Source organism: Clostridioides sp. ES-W-0018-02 (assembly GCF_020658175.1).
Taxonomy (GTDB): domain Bacteria; phylum Bacillota; class Clostridia; order Peptostreptococcales; family Peptostreptococcaceae; genus Clostridioides.
Genome location: NZ_JACVVY010000003.1, coordinates 191013 through 208505, shown reverse-complemented (window position 1 = coordinate 208505; position 17493 = coordinate 191013). Strand labels below are relative to the sequence as shown.

The window sequence follows — 17493 nt, the reverse complement described above, 5'->3', positions numbered from 1 at the left end:
AAAGCAATCTAATATCATAATATAATGCTTACATTTCCCTTTCTACTTCAAAACGCAAAACAGTTTTCAATGACTCAGGAGATACTTTTCTAGCATCACTTATATAAATTTCACGATGTATATAAGATTTTCTTAGAAGCTTATTTTTTTTACAAAATTCACTCATAATGTCAAAGCTTTCTGGTTCATCATCATATGAGCCTATATGAAGCATTTGAACACATAGACCTTCATTAATAGACCCAAATCTAACTTTTTCAAGAAGATTATGTGGTTTCTTCTTTTTTAATATATCAATAGCTTTATTTAACAGGTCTTGTGTAACAAAATCTGGCTGACGTATCATTATAGTATAAATCAAATCTTCTTTAATAAGTATATCTGAACATTTGCTTTTTTCTCCCTTATTCCATATACCTTCTAAAGGAAAAACAGTATAATCAAAATACCCTTCTGGTACAATTCCCTTTTGGGGCATAGTTTTTATTGCATATGCCAAAGAGTAAAGTACTCCTATTGCTTCAGTAAATTCTTTAGTATTTGGGTCTCCACTGCCTTTTAACATGATAAATTTCTGCTCTGGTACTTCAACTATCACAGGATTCTTCTTAGGTAAATATAACTCTTTATCTTTTTTTCTCCATTCATATTTCATAAAAAATACCTCCGTATATACATTTTATACATTGATATTATCATGCTAAAGATGACATCAGCGTGTCACATTTTATAAAATAAATTATATTATAAAATCTTCATCTTCTAACTCTTCATAGACCCCTTTTTGATATCCATTACCTTTAGTTGAAAAGAAATCATGTGTTTTAGTTTCAGTACTAAGTCCATTTAACACAATTGGATTGATAGCATTTACATTATAGAGTCTTTCAAATCCTAAATTTTCTAAAGCTCTATTTGCATTGTATTTCAAAAAATCTACAACCTCTTCTTCAAGTCCACTATCTTTATATATTACATTTGTATACTCTATCTCATTTTCCATAAGACTAGCAAGTATAGAATACATCTTATCTTCTAATTTTTTCTTATCAGTATTATTAAATGAATTGTATATCTCTTGTGCAAGAAGCCCTATGTATTTACCATGTAAAGATTCATCTCTAAGAATAAGTGATATTATTTCTCCACTAGCCACCATTTTTCCTTGACCAGACAGATACAATGGATAAAAGAATCCTGAATAAAACAAGAAACTCTCCAAAAACACGCTTGTAACCATTGATAAATATAAATTCTTTTGGTTTGTAGTATTTTCATATTGAGCTAGAACTAAATCAGCCTTTCGTTGTAATGTTGGCTCTGTTTCTATCCATTCAAATAAATCATCTATCTCGGAGTTAGAAAGCAAAGTCATAAATATGGAAGAATAACTTTTTGCATGTATTTCTTCCATAGTACCCATAAAAGATAAAACTGCTTTTCTTTGAAGATTATCTGTTAAACCCATCATTGATGGAATTCCATTATTCCCTTGCTTTGTATCCAATAAGGTCAGTCCACCTAACACTTTTTTATATAAGTCTTTTTCATTATCATCTAATTCATTCCATACCTTAATATCTTTAGAGACAGATATTTCTTCAGGAAGCCAAAATTGTTTTACATTTTGTTCCCAAAAAGCCTGTGTGAATCCATCTTCTTCTTTATTCCAATTAACTGCATCATGTGTTTTATGTAATTTAAATGTCATATATTTCTCTCCCTATACTGAACATACTAGACACTCATGAGTATCTCTTGTCATCTTTGTTCTTGTGTAATATAAACTTTTAAGACCTTTTTTATATGCATATATGTAATGTCTAGCTATATCTCTAGTTGTCTTTTCATCTGTAACAAACAATGTTGTTGATATTCCTTGGTCAACATGTTGTTGAACTGTTGATACTAAATCTATAACTTTCCTCATATCCATTCTATATGCTGATTGATAATACAACATATTTTCATTAGTTAAAAATGGCATTGGATATATTGTAGTTGAATCTCCATATGTTCTTACTTCTACTGGCTCAGTAATTGGCATTATACTTGATGTTGCATTTTGGACATAACTAATGCTTTGAGTTGGGGCTACTGCCATTAAATATGCATTATATATACCTTTTTCTTTGACCTCATCCAATAATTTTGTCCAATCTTCTTTTGTTGGTATATAAATACCTTCAAATAATGCTTTTACCTTTTCTAGCTTAGGTAGATAAGATTGTTCATAGTATTTTGATAATACCTTGCTTTTTCTTCCCTTAGCATATTCTGATTTTTCAAACCCTTCAAAAGTTTGATTTTTTTCTATAGCTATTTTCATAGATGCTTTAATTGAATAATATCTAATCATTGCAAAAAATACATCAGAAAACTCTACAGCATCCTCTGAAGTATATAAAATATTTTCTCTTACTAAGTATCCATGCAAATTCATAGCTCCCAATCCTATAGAATGAGATTTGCTATTACTATTATTTACAGTTGGTACTGGCTTTATGTTTGTTTTGTCCGCTACAAATGTCAATGCTCTTATTGATGTCTCAACTGTGCTTTCTATAGTTTTATTGTCCATAACATTTGCTATATTTAAAGAACCAAGATTACAACTTATATCTTGACCCCATTTATTTTCTCCACCATAGCCTTCTATTTCTGAAGATGTTTGATACTGGAAGATTTCACAACACAAGTTAGACATTTTTACCATACCAACCTCTTTCAATGTATGTTCCCTATTGGCTGTATCTATATACACTACATATGGATATCCACTTTCTTGTTGCATTTGTGCTATTTTAGTCAACATTTGTCTAGGATTTATTTCTTTTTTTCTTATATCTTCATCATTAACTAATCTATCATACCACTCACTCATTTCTATCTCATCAAGGTAAACTCCATACTTTTTATACACAGTATGAGGATAAAATGCATAAGCTACTTCATTTTTTTCTGCTAACTCCATAAATTTATCAGGTATAATAGCTCCCAGCGATAATGTAGCAAGTCTTATTTTTTCATCAGCATTTATCTTTTTAGTATCCATCAATAATTCAAAATCAGGATGAAATACTGTGAGATAAACTGCACCAGAACCTTGTCTAGCTCCCATCTGATTAAAATAGCTGAATGATTGTTCCAACATTTTAGCTACTCCAACAACACCTCCAGCTGCACCTTCTATATCTTTAATAGATTCACCTGATGCTCTAAGCTTAGATAAGTTTAACGCAACTCCTCCACCTATTTTTGATAAATGATTTGATGAAGATATCGCATATGAAATACCTTCTGTGCTATCTTCTACAGATAGTAAAAAACATGATACCATTTCTCCTGCTCTCTTTCTTCCAGCATTTAAAAATGTAGGTGTAGCTGGTTGAAATTCTTGTTTTACTATTTTGTCTGCCAAGTTTAAAGCTAGACTCTCATCACCATTTCCTAATGTTAAAGCTACAATTAATACTTTTTCATTATATGTTTCTAATATCTCTTTTCCATCATTACTTTTTAATGCATAATTTTGATAAAATTTATTTGCACTCATATATGATTGAAACTTAAATTTATGTTCCTCAATAAGTTTGTATATCTTTTTAATAAAATCCATGCTATATTTATGTATTACTTCTTCTAAATAATAACCTTCATCCATTAGATACTTCAATCTTTCTTCTAGATTATTAAATTTCTTTAACTTTGGATTTATAAATTCTTCTATGTAACTACTTAGGGCTTCCTTATCCTTTTCCAGTTGATATTTCCCTTGTTCATTTTTAATTATCACTTGATTGTTAAGCTCTATCCAATTCATTATTTACCGTCCTTTTAACATAATCTTGTGCTATAATTTCATTTAATTTACTTATTATTTCTTTTAATATTTATCAGCGTAAATTCCAAAAACAACCTATAATTATAGGGCATAATAAGTATTTTTCAAAAACAAAAGCACTACATATAGTTAGTGCTTTATCTATTATATACTACATATAGTATATACACAAATTTTTTTATATCTAAACTTTTATTATTGTATTACTGATATTATTTTATTCTTTAAATAAAACCATAAAAATGTTTACCCAGTGTTTATATGTTACTAGAGATAATAAATCTTCAATAATATATTTAATATTTTATATATTATTTAGAAGTTTTTTATTCATTGTTATATAATTAAATATATGACTATTTTGCTACTAAATATATAAAAATAAATTTGTGAAGGTGATTTTAATGAAAACTATTTCTAAACAAGAATTAGAAAAAACACTTGAGAAACATTATTTATGGCTTAAAAATAATAACGATGGAGAAAGAGCTGATTTAAAAGAAGTAAGATTAGAAAATATGGATTTAAGAGGATATTATTTAAGTAATATTGACTTTTCCTGGTCTGACCTTATCAATTTAAATTTAGAAAATGCAGATTTAGAAAACTCTAGCTTTAAGAATTCTTATTTTTCAGATTGTTCATTAAAAAATTCTATATTAAAAAATACAGACTTAAGTGGTGCAAATTTTAGATTTTGTAATTTATCTAACTCAGATATTAGAGGTACTAATCTAGAAAATTCTAATTTAGAATATGCTACATTGGATGGAGTAATATCAGATGAAAGTACTCGTTTTTTTAAATTATACTGTCCTGAAACAGGAGCGTTTATAGGCTATAAAAAATGTTTTAATTTTAGAATGGTACAATTATTAATACCAAGTGACGCAAAAAGAGTATCTGCTACATCAAATGCTTGTAGATGTGATAAAGCAAAAGTACTGTCGATTACAAGTATAGATGGCAAAGAATCTTTTAAAACTGCTCGTGCATATGCTGATGAAAATTTTATATATAGAGTAGGAGAAATGGTGGTAGCTGAAAATTTTCATGAAAATAGATGGAAAGAATCAACTACAGGAATTCACTTTTTTTTAACTAGAGAAGAAGCTGTTGGTTATCTGTAAAGTATTATTTTTTTATTGAAGTGTGTAATTGAAAATACACAATAAAAAAATGTATTACTAAATAAATATTTTCTAAAAAAGAGTATCTAGAGATTTAAAAAATGCACTTTAAAAATCTCCTTATGATACTCTTTTATATATTTTATCATTTCTAAATATGCCATAAGTTACAATTTACAGTAAATTATTTATATCAATACTATCCACCATTTTAGAAACTTTATCTACATATTCTATATTATTACTCAGACTCTTATAATACTTATTACTCTCACTTTTATTTCTAAATGAATAAACTTTTTTATTTATTTTTAAAGCCTCTTTTATAATATCTATATTTCTTTTATTAGTTTCTCCTACGCTAAATCCTGTGTCTATTATAATCTTAGAATTATTTAAATTTCTAATAGCCAAATCGAAACTTTCATCACTTATTGACTCAAATGGCTTTTCTGTAAACAACTTTATGCCCATAGTCCTACCAATTTCATAATCAATATCATTTTCATGTATTATGCCAGAATATATACCTATGCCTCTTTTAGTAAAAGCTCTGTAGATTGGTGTTGCTTTACCACCTCCACCAATTATAAAAACTTCATTTTTTGATTTATTGCTAATTTCTACTGCACCTAATAAACTATTAAAATTTTTATCCTCTAATTCATAGAGTGAATTTATCATATTTTCGTCTACCATATCTTCTGGCTGACCATAAGCTATAACTTTGTTATTTTTTACAAGAGCAACCTTATCACAACTTTTTAGTGCTATATCTATTTCATGTAATGAAAGTATTACTGATATTGATTTTTCCTTACTTAGTTTTTTTAGTATATTCATAAGTTCCAATCTATGCTTTATATCTAAATGGGTTGTAGGTTCATCTAATATGATTATTTCTGGCTCTTGAACTAATGCTCTTGCAACCAAGACTTTTTGTTTTTCACCATCACTAAGTTCATCAAAATATCTTTTTTTTAAATGAAGGGCATTTACAGATTTTAATGAATCATCCACCATCATTAAATCTTTTTTAGAGAGATTTCCAAAAAATCCTGTATAAGGATATCTCCCCATATTAACTACATCTTGTACAGTCATTAAATCTCCTAATAATCTATTTGTAAGTACTAAAGCCATCATTTTAGACAATGTCTTTCTGGATATATGCCTTATATCCATATCGTTTAAATATATTTCACCTTTTATCGGTGTTATAAGTTTAGATAGAGACCTTAATATAGTAGTTTTCCCAGCTCCATTGCTTCCCAAAAGACATAATATTTCTCCTTTTTTCACCTCTATGTTTATATCACTTACAACCACTTTTTTATCATATCCAACACTTAAATTGTTAGTTTTCAACATGTCTAAGCCCTATCCTTCCTTTTCATCAATAACATTATTACAATTGGAGCACCTAATAATGAAGTTATTGCACTTATTGGTAATTCTATTGGTGACAAAATTACTCTGGATACTAAATCACAAAGAGCTGTAACTATACTTCCTAAAAGAATTACTACTGGTATCAATACTCTATTGTCTGATGTTTTAAATATCAATTTTGAGATTTGTGGTACTGCAAGACCAATAAATCCTATAGGACCTGCAAATGCTGATACTATTGCCGCTAGTATACTAGATATAAATACTACCAAAAATCTAAAAAATTTTATATTTACACCAATACTCTTTGCATATTCTTCTCCTAGTAAAAAAGCATTTAAAGGTTTTATTATGAATATAGTCATCAAAAGACCTAATATCCCAACTATCATAAGTATTTCTACTTTTTCCCATGTAAATCCGGAAAAACTACCCATAGACCACATAGTAAATTCCTTCAATTTTTCATTATTTGCAAATGATTGTAATATATTTGTAATTCCACTACATACATAGCCAGTCATAATTCCTATCACCAAAAGTGTTGTTATATTTTTTACTTTGCTGGCAAATAGAATAACTATAGACATTACAATTAAAGCTCCTACAAATGCTGCTATAAATATACTCATTGAATTTATACTTTCAAATCCTAATGTATATCCTCCTAAAATCATAAGTGCTACTGATAAAGTCGCTCCTGAAGACACCCCTAATATATATGGTTCAACTATTGGGTTTTTAAAAAATATCTGTAGTAAAATACCAGATACTGCTAAACATGCACCTCCCACCATAGTTGCAAGGACTCTAGGAATCCTTATATTATAAATTATTTTATAGTGTTCTGTACTATCCATTCCTCTTAATACAACATCTATTATTTCTTTAAATTCGATTTTTACAGAACCAAATGCTACACATATCAAAAAAGTAAGTATTATACCTACAATTAAGGTTATAAATATAGTAGTCTTTTTAATTCTGTTTTTATTGGTAAAGTCCATCTATATACTCCTCTTAATAAAACTAGATTAACTCAAATTTATAAAGTTTTCTTGTTAATTTAATCTTATTTATTATTTATCATAATTTATATAATGCTTAATCTTTTCACCTGTAGTACCTGGATGAAATATTTCAACTAAATCCACTATTAATTCATCTGTCTTATCCACTGATTGATAATAATCCGGAGCAAACACCCATAAATTTCCATTTTTGACAACATCTAAATCAGATAACACTGGTGCACTAGATTTTATAGACTCTAAGTTTGGTGCATAATCTGAACTTGATGAATATACAAATATATCTGCATCTTTTGCCACTTCATGTAATTGCTCAATACTTACTCGCCCTTCATTTGAATCGATTGAAGCACAAGCATTTATTCCACCTGCCATGTTTATCATATTATCTACATATGAATTTTTAGGTGCTATATAAGCATTACCTTCATATACAGATGCCCATACAACTTTAGGTTTACTTTTGTTTTTTATTTTTTTACTAACCTCTTCTATTTTTTGTACTGTTTTATCTAATTCACTAGTAGCTGTATCCTCTTTATCATAAAATGCAGCTATCAAGCTTGTCCACTCCATTCTTCCAAATGGATTTTGTTCCTTATATTCATTATCTACAACATAGTTAAGTCCCAATTCTTCTAATTTATCTATAAATTTTGTATCCGCTTCTGATAAACCACTACTCACTATAGTCAAGTCAGGATTTAAGTCTACTATTTTTTCATAATCTGGTGCTAAATTTGAACCAACATAATGTATCTTCCCATCCTTCATTAAATTTTTAATTTCTTTGATAGTCCAATATTGTTCTTCTGTTGTTACTGCTTTTATACTATCTAACTCACCTATTGTCCTTAAAGAACAAGCTTGTGTTGTAGATGCTATCAATACATTATCCACAGGTGTTCTAACTATATTTGCATTCTTGTATTTTTCAGGTATTTTTATCTTTTTAGGAATCAAAATTAGTTCTCTATTATCTCCATCAACAACCTTTTTAATTCCATCTTCTAAATTCTCAACACTAAATCCACTTGCATATTTTAATTCTAATTTTTTCCCATTACTAACTTGTTCATTAGTTTTGTCTTTTTTGCTACAACCTACAATACCTCCTGCCAAAAAAATTACCATTACAACTAAAAAAAACTGCTTTAAAACATTTGACTTGAATTTCATCACTTTCACTCCATTATTTTATTTTTTATGAGTGGCTACACATATTTTAAAAAAATATTTTACTAAAATTAATTTTATAAATATAGCTTTTTAGCAAAATAAAAAACCTCTCCTAAATTAGCAAGGAGAAGCTTCTATATCAATTTTATAAAAAATGAATTGATATCTCACTTTATTATAAACTACAATCTCCACCCTAAATTGTATTTATGTAATACTGGGCAGGTCTCCTGACTCACGGCCTGTCCTCCATCAACCTTCCCAAAATTATTATGAATCTCAGTGGATTTGATTTTGTATCCGTATACAGTAGCGGGGGCTGTAGTGAATTTACATCACTTTCCCTATTAAACTAAAATAGTACCCTAGTATTATTTACATTTAATTTTTCATTAAGATAATTGTAGTTTATTGTTAATTACTTTGCAAGGTTGATTTAATATATCCACTCAAAAAGAGGGCTTAAAATGACTATAAAAATCAATCTAAAACCCTCTTTATCTTCTTAGTTTATATTTAATTCATCCATCAAAGTTTTAATTTTACATACTTGATTTTCATCTGGTTTTATAAATGGAGCAGTTACGTAGTCACTTATTTCTAATCCTCTAATATTCATAGCTTTCTTCATTGCTGGTATAAATGGATTTGTTATTAAATAAAAATCCATTGCTTTATTAATATATTTTTGAATTTCGATAACTTTATCCATATCCTTATTATTATAAGCTTCAGCCCATTTAGAACATACTTCTGGAATTAGATTTGATAATCCTCCTATACATCCTGCTCCTCCAGACATTAAGTTGTGTATAAAATTTTCATCATATCCACTGTATATCTTAAAGTTTGGGAACTCTGTTTTCATAGTATTTATTAAATCTCTAGTATGTCCCATTAAAGTTACTGTATCTTTATATCCAACTATGTTTTCATGCTTTCTTGCAAGCTTTAATGTAAGTTCTGGACTTAAATCATAACCAGTTCTATCTGGATAATTATATAGGTATATTTCAGCATCTGTGTTCTCAGCTATCTTACTATAAAAAAGTTCAATACTATCATCATCAAGCGAGAAATAATAAGGACTTATTATCATAACTCCATCTGCTCCACTATTATGTGCATAATTTGAAAGTTCTATAGACTCATCTGCACACATACGACTTGTACCTATAAACACTTTAACCCTCTTATCGACATGATTAACCACTAAATCTATAAGTTCTTTTTGCATATCCATAGACATATTAAAGAACTCTCCAGTACTTCCCATTATAACTAGACCATCTACTCCCCCATCTATAAGGTAATCATATACTTTTTTGTTTCCTTCTCTATCTAAATTTCCGTCTTCATCAAATATTGTAACAACTGGTGTCAAAAATTCTGCTTTCATAATTTAAACTCCTAAAATTTATTTTGATATGTTCATTCAATATGCTTATAGCCTATGTTTTAAGATTATATATAATAAAACATTTACTTAACATAATTTTTCAATATTCCAATACTTTCAATCTCACATTCAATTACATCTCCACTATTCATATATAGAGGAGGAGAAAAGCCCATCCCTACTCCAGAGGGTGTTCCAGTTGCTATAATATCCCCTGCCTCTAAAGTCATCCCTTTTGAAAGTTCTGAAATTATATCTGAGATATCTGATATGAATAACTCTGTATTAGAATTTTGTCTTTCTTCATCATTTACTCTACTATATACATTAAGTTTTACTGGAAAAGAAATTGCACTTTTATGTAAGATACATGGCCCTAAAGATGTAAATGTATCTAATCCCTTTCCCCTAAACCATTGAACATGTTCTTTTTGCAACTTTCTAGCAGAAATATCATTTATCACAGTGTAACCAAAGATATAATCTTCTACATCTTCTTTTTCTATATTAACACCTGTTTTACCTATTACTACTCCAAGTTCAACCTCATAATCCAACTGATTATTTATATCAAAGTGAGCATCTATCTCATCTTCTGGACCTATCGCCTTTGTCACACGCTTTGTAAAATAGACTGTTTTCTCAGGTTCTTCAAAGCTACTATCAAAATGAGTTTGAGTTTCTTCAAGATGTTCTTTATAGTTTACTCCTACACATAAAATATCGTGTATTGGCTTTTCTATAGGAACATGTATAGTGCACTCCTCTTTTTTAAAAACATTATAGTTATTAAATGATTCTTCACTTATAATATTTTTTAACTTAATAATATCATCCTGAGATATACCTTGAATTAAATCATTTACATCTATAAAAAATTTACTAAGACTTATGGAATTGACATCAATAACAAACAATTCATCCTTTGAGAGAATTCCTACCTTTTTAGATGTATCTTCTATACTACTAAAACTAACAAACTTCATACTATCACCCTTTAGTAAAATTCTAAGTGCATACTTTTTTAAGTCTTATATTTTATACATAATTACATACTCTAGCTATTGCCATTTCAGTATATCCAAGTGATTCTGCTTTTGATTGCTTACCATTTGCTACATCTACAACTAGATTTAATAAATCATCTGTCAATTCTTCCATTGTCTGTGGTCCATATATAACTGGACTAGCATCAAAATCCATATTATCTTCCATATTTGCAAAAGTTATTTTATTTCCAGTTATTTTTATTACTGGAGCTATTGGATTTCCTGATGGAGTCCCTCTCCCTGTACTAAATACTACTACTTGAGCTCCTCCTGCAACCATACCCGCAACAGATGAGGCATCATTTCCTGGTGTATCCATTATTACAAGACCCTTCTTATCAATTTGCTTTGCATAATCATATACTTCACTTATTACTCTGTGCCCACCTTTGTGTATACAGCCTAGTGATTTTTCTTCCAAACTTGTAAGTCCACCAGCTATATTTCCAGGAGATGGATTTCCTTCTCTAACTTCTTCTCCAACTAATTTTAATGAATTTTCATATCTATGTACTATATGTAGTATTTTTTCTTTTACTTCTTCATTTACTGCTCTTCTAGCTAATATATGTTCTGCTCCTATAAATTCAGTAGTTTCACTTAAAATTGAAGTAGACCCTAAATCAACAAGTCTATCACTTAATTCTCCTATTAGCGGATTAGCAGCTAGCCCACTTGTTGGGTCAGACCCCCCACATTCAGTCCCTAATATAAGTTCAGATATTGGGAATTCTTCTTTTCTAAGTATAGAAGCTTCTTGTGCCATTTTTCTAGCATAACGAACAGCTTTTTCTATAGTTTTTAAAGTTCCATGCTCCTCTTGTATTACAAGAGTCTTTATTGGTTTATTTGTTCTCTCTTTTATTGCATCAACTACCAAGTCATTTTGACAATTTTCACAACCTAAAGACACAACTATCACACCATATACATTAGGATTTGCTGCATATCCAGCCATAACATCCATAGTTAATTGTTGGTCTGAACTTACTTGAGAACATCCATTTTGATTATTAAAAGTAACAGCTCCTTGAACTTGTGAGGCTATAATTCTCGTTGTATCTGATGCACACACACTTGTAGGTAATATTAATATGTGATTTCTTATGCCAACTCTTCCATCTGGTCTTTTATATCCATAAAATTTCATATTGATTTCCTCCTAAAATAGTCTATTTATCATACTTTATTTGATTTTCTTGTACTATAAATTTTATTCTTATTGCTAATTAGATAACTATAATCCTACTTGTTTAATCATTTAATACTAAATATGACTTTTATTGAATTATAAATGTTACTTTATATGTTCGATACAATTTGTTTATCTAAATCTTCTCTAACACTTTTAACATTGTGAGTATGTACATGTTGACCAATTTTTATTTCTTGATTAGCTTCTCCTATGTGTTCTCCATATTTAGTAACTTTATCTCCCTCAGACATATCCTTTATAGCCAATTTATGATAAATAGTTATATCATCTAAAGCTGTTATTGTCTTTATCGTTTTATCTTTTAATTTAAAATTAATTTCACTATTCTTAGATATTGTCTCAATAGCCACTGCAACATTATCTTTTTCATCAATTATCACTGCATTTATCATTATCTTTATTCTCCTTTATAAATAATATAATTTTATTAATATACAAAATCATCTTAGTAATTATATATCTGTATTCATCAGGCTACTATTGTCCCATCATCTTTTTGTTTTGGGAATTTAGGACATCCATATTTCTTCGCCCACCAGCTAGTTATAAGAGGAACTAATATTGCAGTAACAACTACTGCAGCTGCTACTTGAGTTGTAGCTGTTGCAACATATGGTTGCCATGTTGGGTCAACTAATGCAACAGCAGCAGGAACAGCAATTGCATTCCCTGCAGTTGTAGCTACAGCCCATCCTGCATACCCTGGACGTTTACCTATAAATCTATCACAGAATACTATAAATATACCTCCTACAAACACAGATATTAATCCAAGTAATACTCCAGATAGTCCTCCTTTTAATATACTTGCAAGATTTATGCTACTTCCAAGTGCAAAACCTACAAATGGTACTAATAAATTACATCCTGGTTCTAAGAATTCTTTCATCTTTTTGTCAAAATTACCTATTATCATACCAACAAGTATTGGTACGATTGCAGCTAATAATGACATTAATGGAACATTTGCAAGTCCTGAAGTCCCAAGAGCTATCAATGTAAAAAATGGACCATCATTCAAAGTAAGTAAACTCATAGTTGCACAATCTGTTTCATCTCCATATGAAGTCATTAATGAAAGATATATACTACCATTACTATTTGTAACTGCACTTATAACTGCCAAAGTTGTAAGACCTAATACTCCATCCATTCCAAATAATTTTCCTATAAGTATGCCTATTAAAGCACCTATAGCAAATTTAGAACCAAGAAGTATTCCTCCTCTTTTTAATACTTTTGGCATTTCTTTAAATTGAAGCTGAGTTCCAAGACATACTAGTTGAACCCCTATTATAGTTGCAGAGCCAACACTTGAGAATACTGCTGTTGTAAATGAACCTATTTGTACAATATCTGGGCAAAATGTATTAATGAAAGCTGCTATAAACATTGGAACTATCATCATACCTGCAGGAATTTTTTTTATAAAATCCATTATCATAAAGTTACTCCTCCTAAAACATGATATTTAATTACTTGTATTAAATTTTTTAGCTTTAATTTTAACGGCCGTTTCGGTTCGTATTTAAGAACTAAGTTTTTATTTACGAATCTTTGAATTAATGATAGCATTTTCCCAATTATGAGTCAATAAAAAAAATAAATTTTTGTCAAAATTTTTTCAAATTATCTGATAATATAGCAATAGTTAGCAATTATCTTCATTATATGCAAAATATAAAAAGTAATTTTTCTCATTTCACATCTATATATCACAATTTATATAATCTAAATTCACAATATTTCGATATTTTTATATAAAATACGATTATTATTGTCTTATCTTAAATTATATAGCTAAATACAGTTCACTTTCTCAGGTATATTTTGGAAATTATTTCAAGTTTTTAGTATGAATTTTCATCAAAAAAATCATCTATAAATATTTATAATTAAAGCTTATTTGCACATGCTGTCATATATTTTATTTCTACATTGTAAATTATCACACAGTATGCTAAAATCAACATATTCTAACACTTTAAATTAACAAAGATAGGGGGAAATTTATGACTTCAGATAATCATCGCCCAACAGCTAGGATATTAGATATTTTAGAAGCATTAGCTGAATCTGAGAATGGATATACTCTTACAGAAATAGCAGATGCTATCAATGCTCCAAAAAGTAGTATCTTTCCTATAGTTCATACACTTAATGCTAGAAAATACATTACTATTGATAAAAATACGTCTAAATATTCCATAGGTATACGTTCTTACACATTGGGGTCTTCGTTTTTTGAGAAAAGAACTATTTTTAACTACATAATTGATGAAATGACTAATATAGTTAATTCTTGTTCTGAAACTTGTCAACTTGGTATACTCGACAATAACGAAGTTCTTTATATTGGAAAAGTTGACTCTCCAGAGCCAATTAGACTTATTTCTTATGTTGGTAAAAAGATACCTGCTAATTGTACAGGTCTTGGTAAAGCACTTTTATGTGATTTTGATAAGGAAAAACTAATAAATTTATATCCAGACGGATTAAAAGGATTTACAAAAAAATCAATTACTGACTTTGATATTTTATATGACCAGCTTCTTGAAGTTCGTGAAACTCAAATAGCTTCAGAATGTGAAGAATCAATGGAATACCTAAAATGCCTTGCTGTACCAATAAGAAAAAACGGATGTATAAGGGCCGCTGTTAGCGTAACACTTCCACTTTTTAGGTCTAGTGAAGAAAAAATAGAACTGATAAAAAAATTACTTCTAAATGCCCAAAAAAATATTCAATCTATGATGGAAGAACGTAATGAAGATATTATAATAAATTAGATTGATAAAAACAAAGTTGCTGACTTAATTACAGCAACTTTGTTTTTTTATGCTCTTTTTTATTTTTAATATTTTTATTGACATGATAAAAATACTATGTTAAATTCTAATCATAATCGTAATTACGAACTTAGTTCTTATATAAAAACTCACAATATATATTTTAACCTCAAAAACCAATATCTAATATGTGAATTAGTATAAGTCTATTGTAGGTATGTATATTGTACATAAAAATTAATTCAAAAAAGGAGATTTTAACTATGAGTATCTATTATGTACCACCAATAAACTTACTTGGAAAAGGGTGTCTTATTGAATCTAAAGACTCAATTAAATCCTTAGGCACTAAAAAAGCATTTATCGTTAGCGATAAATTTCTAACTTCAAATGGTACTGTAAAAAAAGTAACAGATATGTTGTCTCAAATAGGTGTGAACTTTGCTATTTATGATGAAGTTAAACCAAATCCAACTGTGACTAATGTCAATAATGGACTTGAAATATTAAAATCAGAAAATTGCGACTTCGTTATAACTATAGGTGGTGGTTCTCCACAAGATTGTGGTAAAGCTATTTCCATATTGGCTACCAATGGTGGTGACATTAGAGATTATGAAGGTGTAAATAAAACTTCTAAAAAATGTCTTCCTATAGTTGCTATAACTACTACTGCTGGTACATCAGCTGAAGTTACAATAAATTATGTCATAACGGATGAAGATAGGCACGTAAAAATGATAATGGTTGATACAAATGCACTAGCTACAATGACAGTTAATGACCCAGAATTAATGATTAGTAAGCCAGCTAATTTGACAGCAGCTACTGGTATGGATGCACTGACTCATGCTATAGAAGCTGTAGTGGCTAATGGTGCTTATGATGTTACAGATTCAACTGCGCTATATTCTATAAAGCAGATATTTGAATATCTTCCTAGAGCTGTTAAAGATGGTAATGATATAGATGCTAGAGAACAAATGTGTTATGCTTGTTTTCTAAATGGAATTGCTTTTAGCAATGCAGGTCTTGGAAATGTACATGCTATGGCTCATCAATTAGGAGGTTTATATGATTTACCTCATGGAGTATGTAATGCTATGTTGCTACCAATAGTTGAAGAAGAAAATGCTAAATCTGCACCTTCTAAATTCCGTCCAATAGCTGAGATTATTGGAATGAATATACATGACAAATCAGATAAGGAATGTGTTGATTTTGTAATAGATAAAATAAAAGCTCTTTCAGAAGAAGTAGGAATTCCAAAATCTTTAAAAGATGTTGGTGTTGATAATCCTAATTTTGAGTTGCTTGCTGAAAATTCTATGAAAGATGCTTGTGCTGGAGCCAATCCTGTTTTCTTTGATAAAGACAAAATTATAGAATTATTTAAGAAAATCTCTTAATATAATCACACTTATAAATTAATTATGTATATTTATAAGGGAGTGTCTCAAAATATTTTTATTTGATTATAGACACTCTCTTATTATCTAAACCCATATTTTTAATTTAATTTCAAACTCTTTAAAATTAATAAATAGTATTTTTAATGAATTATAACTGTTGTTGTGTCAGGTATATTGTCATATATCCACTTAGCATTTTCTGTACTTAGCCTTATACATCCATGGCTAAGAGCTTCACCAAGCCTAGCATCTATTATATAACTTCCTGTTGAATTATATAACACAGAATGATAATAATACCCACCTTTAATTCTAGTAGCATACTTAACTGAATACTCATCTGTTCCAAAAGAAGGTTTTCTCCCACTTATATAAAAAATACCTGTTATAGTTGGAGTTTCAGGTTTACCTATAGTGCATTCCCATTTATATAATTGCCCCCAACCACCATTATCTTTCTTAAAAATATAAGTGTATTTATTTTTAAGGTCTGTGGTAATTAGATAGTCACTAGTACTTTTAATATTATTTTCATTAACAAATTTAGTCATATCAGTGTAAAAATACTTATAATCTAATTCATTAGGTTTATTTCCATCACTTGACAAGAAATAATTAAAAACATAACCTGTTTTATCATCATATATAACTTTACTCCAGTCCCCTTCTACCTGTAGAACTTCGACTCTAGACTTTTCAGGAATTACTGTAATTATAGTAGAAGTTGTAGACTTATCTTCTCTTAAATTTAAATTACTCCAAGCATATTCGCTTACTGATATTAAATCTCTGTATACATACCCTTCTTGAAAATTGTAGATTACTTTAATCCAATCATCTTCTTCATCTAGAACCTCTAATTTAGAACCTTTAGGTATTACAGTTATAATACTTGAACTTGTAGATTTCGCAGACCTCAAATTTACATTTACTAAAGCATATTTATATATAGGTGCTCTGTATTTTTTAATGTTTATTTTAAATAGCTTCACACATACCCATCCTCTCATATGTCTTTTTACAATACTTTATGAAATTCGATATATATTCGT

The 17493-nt window shown here is 28.9% G+C and carries 15 protein-coding genes and 1 riboswitch; of the genes, 3 read left to right on the top strand and 12 right to left on the bottom strand.

Annotated features, from left to right (window positions below):
- Positions 1 to 28 precede the first annotated feature (28 nt).
- From IC219_RS09720 to nrdE, 3 genes are all read right to left on the bottom strand, one after another.
- A complete protein-coding gene (locus IC219_RS09720; RefSeq protein ID WP_227482010.1) occupies positions 29 to 655 on the bottom strand; it encodes a GyrI-like domain-containing protein in 627 nt (208 codons plus the stop codon).
- Positions 656 to 739: 84 nt separating this feature from the next.
- Positions 740 to 1711, bottom strand: a complete 972-nt coding sequence (gene nrdF / locus IC219_RS09715) for a class 1b ribonucleoside-diphosphate reductase subunit beta (RefSeq protein WP_227433931.1) — start codon at positions 1709 to 1711, stop codon at positions 740 to 742.
- 12 nt (positions 1712 to 1723) lie between these two features.
- A complete protein-coding gene (gene nrdE / locus IC219_RS09710) occupies positions 1724 to 3823 on the bottom strand; it encodes a class 1b ribonucleoside-diphosphate reductase subunit alpha (RefSeq protein ID WP_227830908.1) in 2100 nt (699 codons plus the stop codon).
- A gap of 425 nt (positions 3824 to 4248) precedes the next feature.
- Here nrdE and IC219_RS09705 point away from each other — a divergent pair, with 425 nt between their 5' ends.
- A complete protein-coding gene (locus IC219_RS09705; protein ID WP_227824368.1) occupies positions 4249 to 4974 on the top strand; it encodes a pentapeptide repeat-containing protein in 726 nt (241 codons plus the stop codon).
- Between the two features lie 174 nt (positions 4975 to 5148).
- Here the strand turns inward: IC219_RS09705 and IC219_RS09700 are convergent, their stop codons facing one another.
- The 8 genes from IC219_RS09700 to IC219_RS09665 all read right to left on the bottom strand — a co-directional run bounded on the left by IC219_RS09700 (position 5149) and on the right by IC219_RS09665 (position 13684).
- A complete protein-coding gene (locus IC219_RS09700) occupies positions 5149 to 6345 on the bottom strand; it encodes an ABC transporter ATP-binding protein (RefSeq protein ID WP_227433928.1) in 1197 nt (398 codons plus the stop codon).
- 2 nt (positions 6346 to 6347) lie between these two features.
- Positions 6348 to 7373 (bottom strand): FecCD family ABC transporter permease, encoded by a 1026-nt coding sequence (locus tag IC219_RS09695; protein ID WP_227433927.1) that lies wholly within the window; start codon positions 7371 to 7373, stop codon positions 6348 to 6350.
- 72 nt (positions 7374 to 7445) lie between these two features.
- A complete protein-coding gene (locus IC219_RS09690) occupies positions 7446 to 8576 on the bottom strand; it encodes an ABC transporter substrate-binding protein (RefSeq protein WP_227830909.1) in 1131 nt (376 codons plus the stop codon).
- Positions 8577 to 8778: 202 nt separating this feature from the next.
- Positions 8779 to 8959, bottom strand: a riboswitch (cobalamin riboswitch).
- Positions 8960 to 9081: 122 nt separating this feature from the next.
- A complete protein-coding gene (locus IC219_RS09685) occupies positions 9082 to 9975 on the bottom strand; it encodes a dihydrodipicolinate synthase family protein (protein WP_227830910.1) in 894 nt (297 codons plus the stop codon).
- An 83-nt stretch (positions 9976 to 10058) separates the two neighbouring features.
- Positions 10059 to 10961, bottom strand: coding sequence for a fumarylacetoacetate hydrolase family protein (locus IC219_RS09680; protein ID WP_227830911.1), 903 nt, complete (start codon positions 10959 to 10961; stop codon positions 10059 to 10061).
- A 52-nt stretch (positions 10962 to 11013) separates the two neighbouring features.
- Positions 11014 to 12174, bottom strand: coding sequence for a UxaA family hydrolase (locus IC219_RS09675; RefSeq protein WP_227830912.1), 1161 nt, complete (start codon positions 12172 to 12174; stop codon positions 11014 to 11016).
- A 152-nt stretch (positions 12175 to 12326) separates the two neighbouring features.
- On the bottom strand, positions 12327 to 12632 hold the full coding sequence (locus IC219_RS09670) for a UxaA family hydrolase (RefSeq protein WP_227830913.1): 306 nt from the start codon (positions 12630 to 12632) through the stop codon (positions 12327 to 12329).
- Positions 12633 to 12709: 77 nt separating this feature from the next.
- Positions 12710 to 13684, bottom strand: coding sequence for a 2-keto-3-deoxygluconate permease (locus IC219_RS09665; RefSeq protein ID WP_227482003.1), 975 nt, complete (start codon positions 13682 to 13684; stop codon positions 12710 to 12712).
- A 568-nt stretch (positions 13685 to 14252) separates the two neighbouring features.
- Here IC219_RS09665 and IC219_RS09660 point away from each other — a divergent pair.
- Positions 14253 to 15029 (top strand): IclR family transcriptional regulator, encoded by a 777-nt coding sequence (locus tag IC219_RS09660; RefSeq protein WP_227433920.1) that lies wholly within the window; start codon positions 14253 to 14255, stop codon positions 15027 to 15029.
- 263 nt (positions 15030 to 15292) lie between these two features.
- Positions 15293 to 16438, top strand: a complete 1146-nt coding sequence (locus tag IC219_RS09655; protein WP_227482002.1) for an iron-containing alcohol dehydrogenase — start codon at positions 15293 to 15295, stop codon at positions 16436 to 16438.
- 143 nt (positions 16439 to 16581) lie between these two features.
- Here IC219_RS09655 and IC219_RS09650 read toward each other — a convergent pair whose 3' ends face one another.
- The gene (locus tag IC219_RS09650) at positions 16582 to 17451 is read right to left on the bottom strand and encodes a L,D-transpeptidase family protein (RefSeq protein WP_227433918.1); all 870 of its coding nucleotides are present in this window, start codon (positions 17449 to 17451) and stop codon (positions 16582 to 16584) included.
- Between the last annotated feature and the right edge of the window lie 42 nt (positions 17452 to 17493).

Excerpts from the sequence above, each read along its gene's own strand:
- IC219_RS09670 (WP_227830913.1), bottom strand. The coding sequence starts at position 12,632 with ATGATAAATGCAGTGATAATTGATGAAAAAGATAATGTTGCAGTGGCT.
- IC219_RS09720 (WP_227482010.1), bottom strand. The coding sequence starts at position 655 with ATGAAATATGAATGGAGAAAAAAAGATAAAGAGTTATATTTACCTAAG.
- IC219_RS09650 (WP_227433918.1), bottom strand. The coding sequence starts at position 17,451 with ATGAGAGGATGGGTATGTGTGAAGCTATTTAAAATAAACATTAAAAAA.
- IC219_RS09685 (WP_227830910.1), bottom strand. The coding sequence starts at position 9,975 with ATGAAAGCAGAATTTTTGACACCAGTTGTTACAATATTTGATGAAGAC.
- IC219_RS09675 (WP_227830912.1), bottom strand. The coding sequence starts at position 12,174 with ATGAAATTTTATGGATATAAAAGACCAGATGGAAGAGTTGGCATAAGA.
- IC219_RS09690 (WP_227830909.1), bottom strand. The coding sequence starts at position 8,576 with ATGAAATTCAAGTCAAATGTTTTAAAGCAGTTTTTTTTAGTTGTAATG.
- IC219_RS09665 (WP_227482003.1), bottom strand. The coding sequence starts at position 13,684 with ATGATAATGGATTTTATAAAAAAAATTCCTGCAGGTATGATGATAGTT.
- IC219_RS09695 (WP_227433927.1), bottom strand. The coding sequence starts at position 7,373 with ATGGACTTTACCAATAAAAACAGAATTAAAAAGACTACTATATTTATA.
- IC219_RS09705 (WP_227824368.1), top strand. The coding sequence starts at position 4,249 with ATGAAAACTATTTCTAAACAAGAATTAGAAAAAACACTTGAGAAACAT.
- nrdE (WP_227830908.1), bottom strand. The coding sequence starts at position 3,823 with ATGAATTGGATAGAGCTTAACAATCAAGTGATAATTAAAAATGAACAA.
- IC219_RS09655 (WP_227482002.1), top strand. The coding sequence starts at position 15,293 with ATGAGTATCTATTATGTACCACCAATAAACTTACTTGGAAAAGGGTGT.
- nrdF (WP_227433931.1), bottom strand. The coding sequence starts at position 1,711 with ATGACATTTAAATTACATAAAACACATGATGCAGTTAATTGGAATAAA.
- IC219_RS09660 (WP_227433920.1), top strand. The coding sequence starts at position 14,253 with ATGACTTCAGATAATCATCGCCCAACAGCTAGGATATTAGATATTTTA.
- IC219_RS09700 (WP_227433928.1), bottom strand. The coding sequence starts at position 6,345 with ATGTTGAAAACTAACAATTTAAGTGTTGGATATGATAAAAAAGTGGTT.
- IC219_RS09680 (WP_227830911.1), bottom strand. The coding sequence starts at position 10,961 with ATGAAGTTTGTTAGTTTTAGTAGTATAGAAGATACATCTAAAAAGGTA.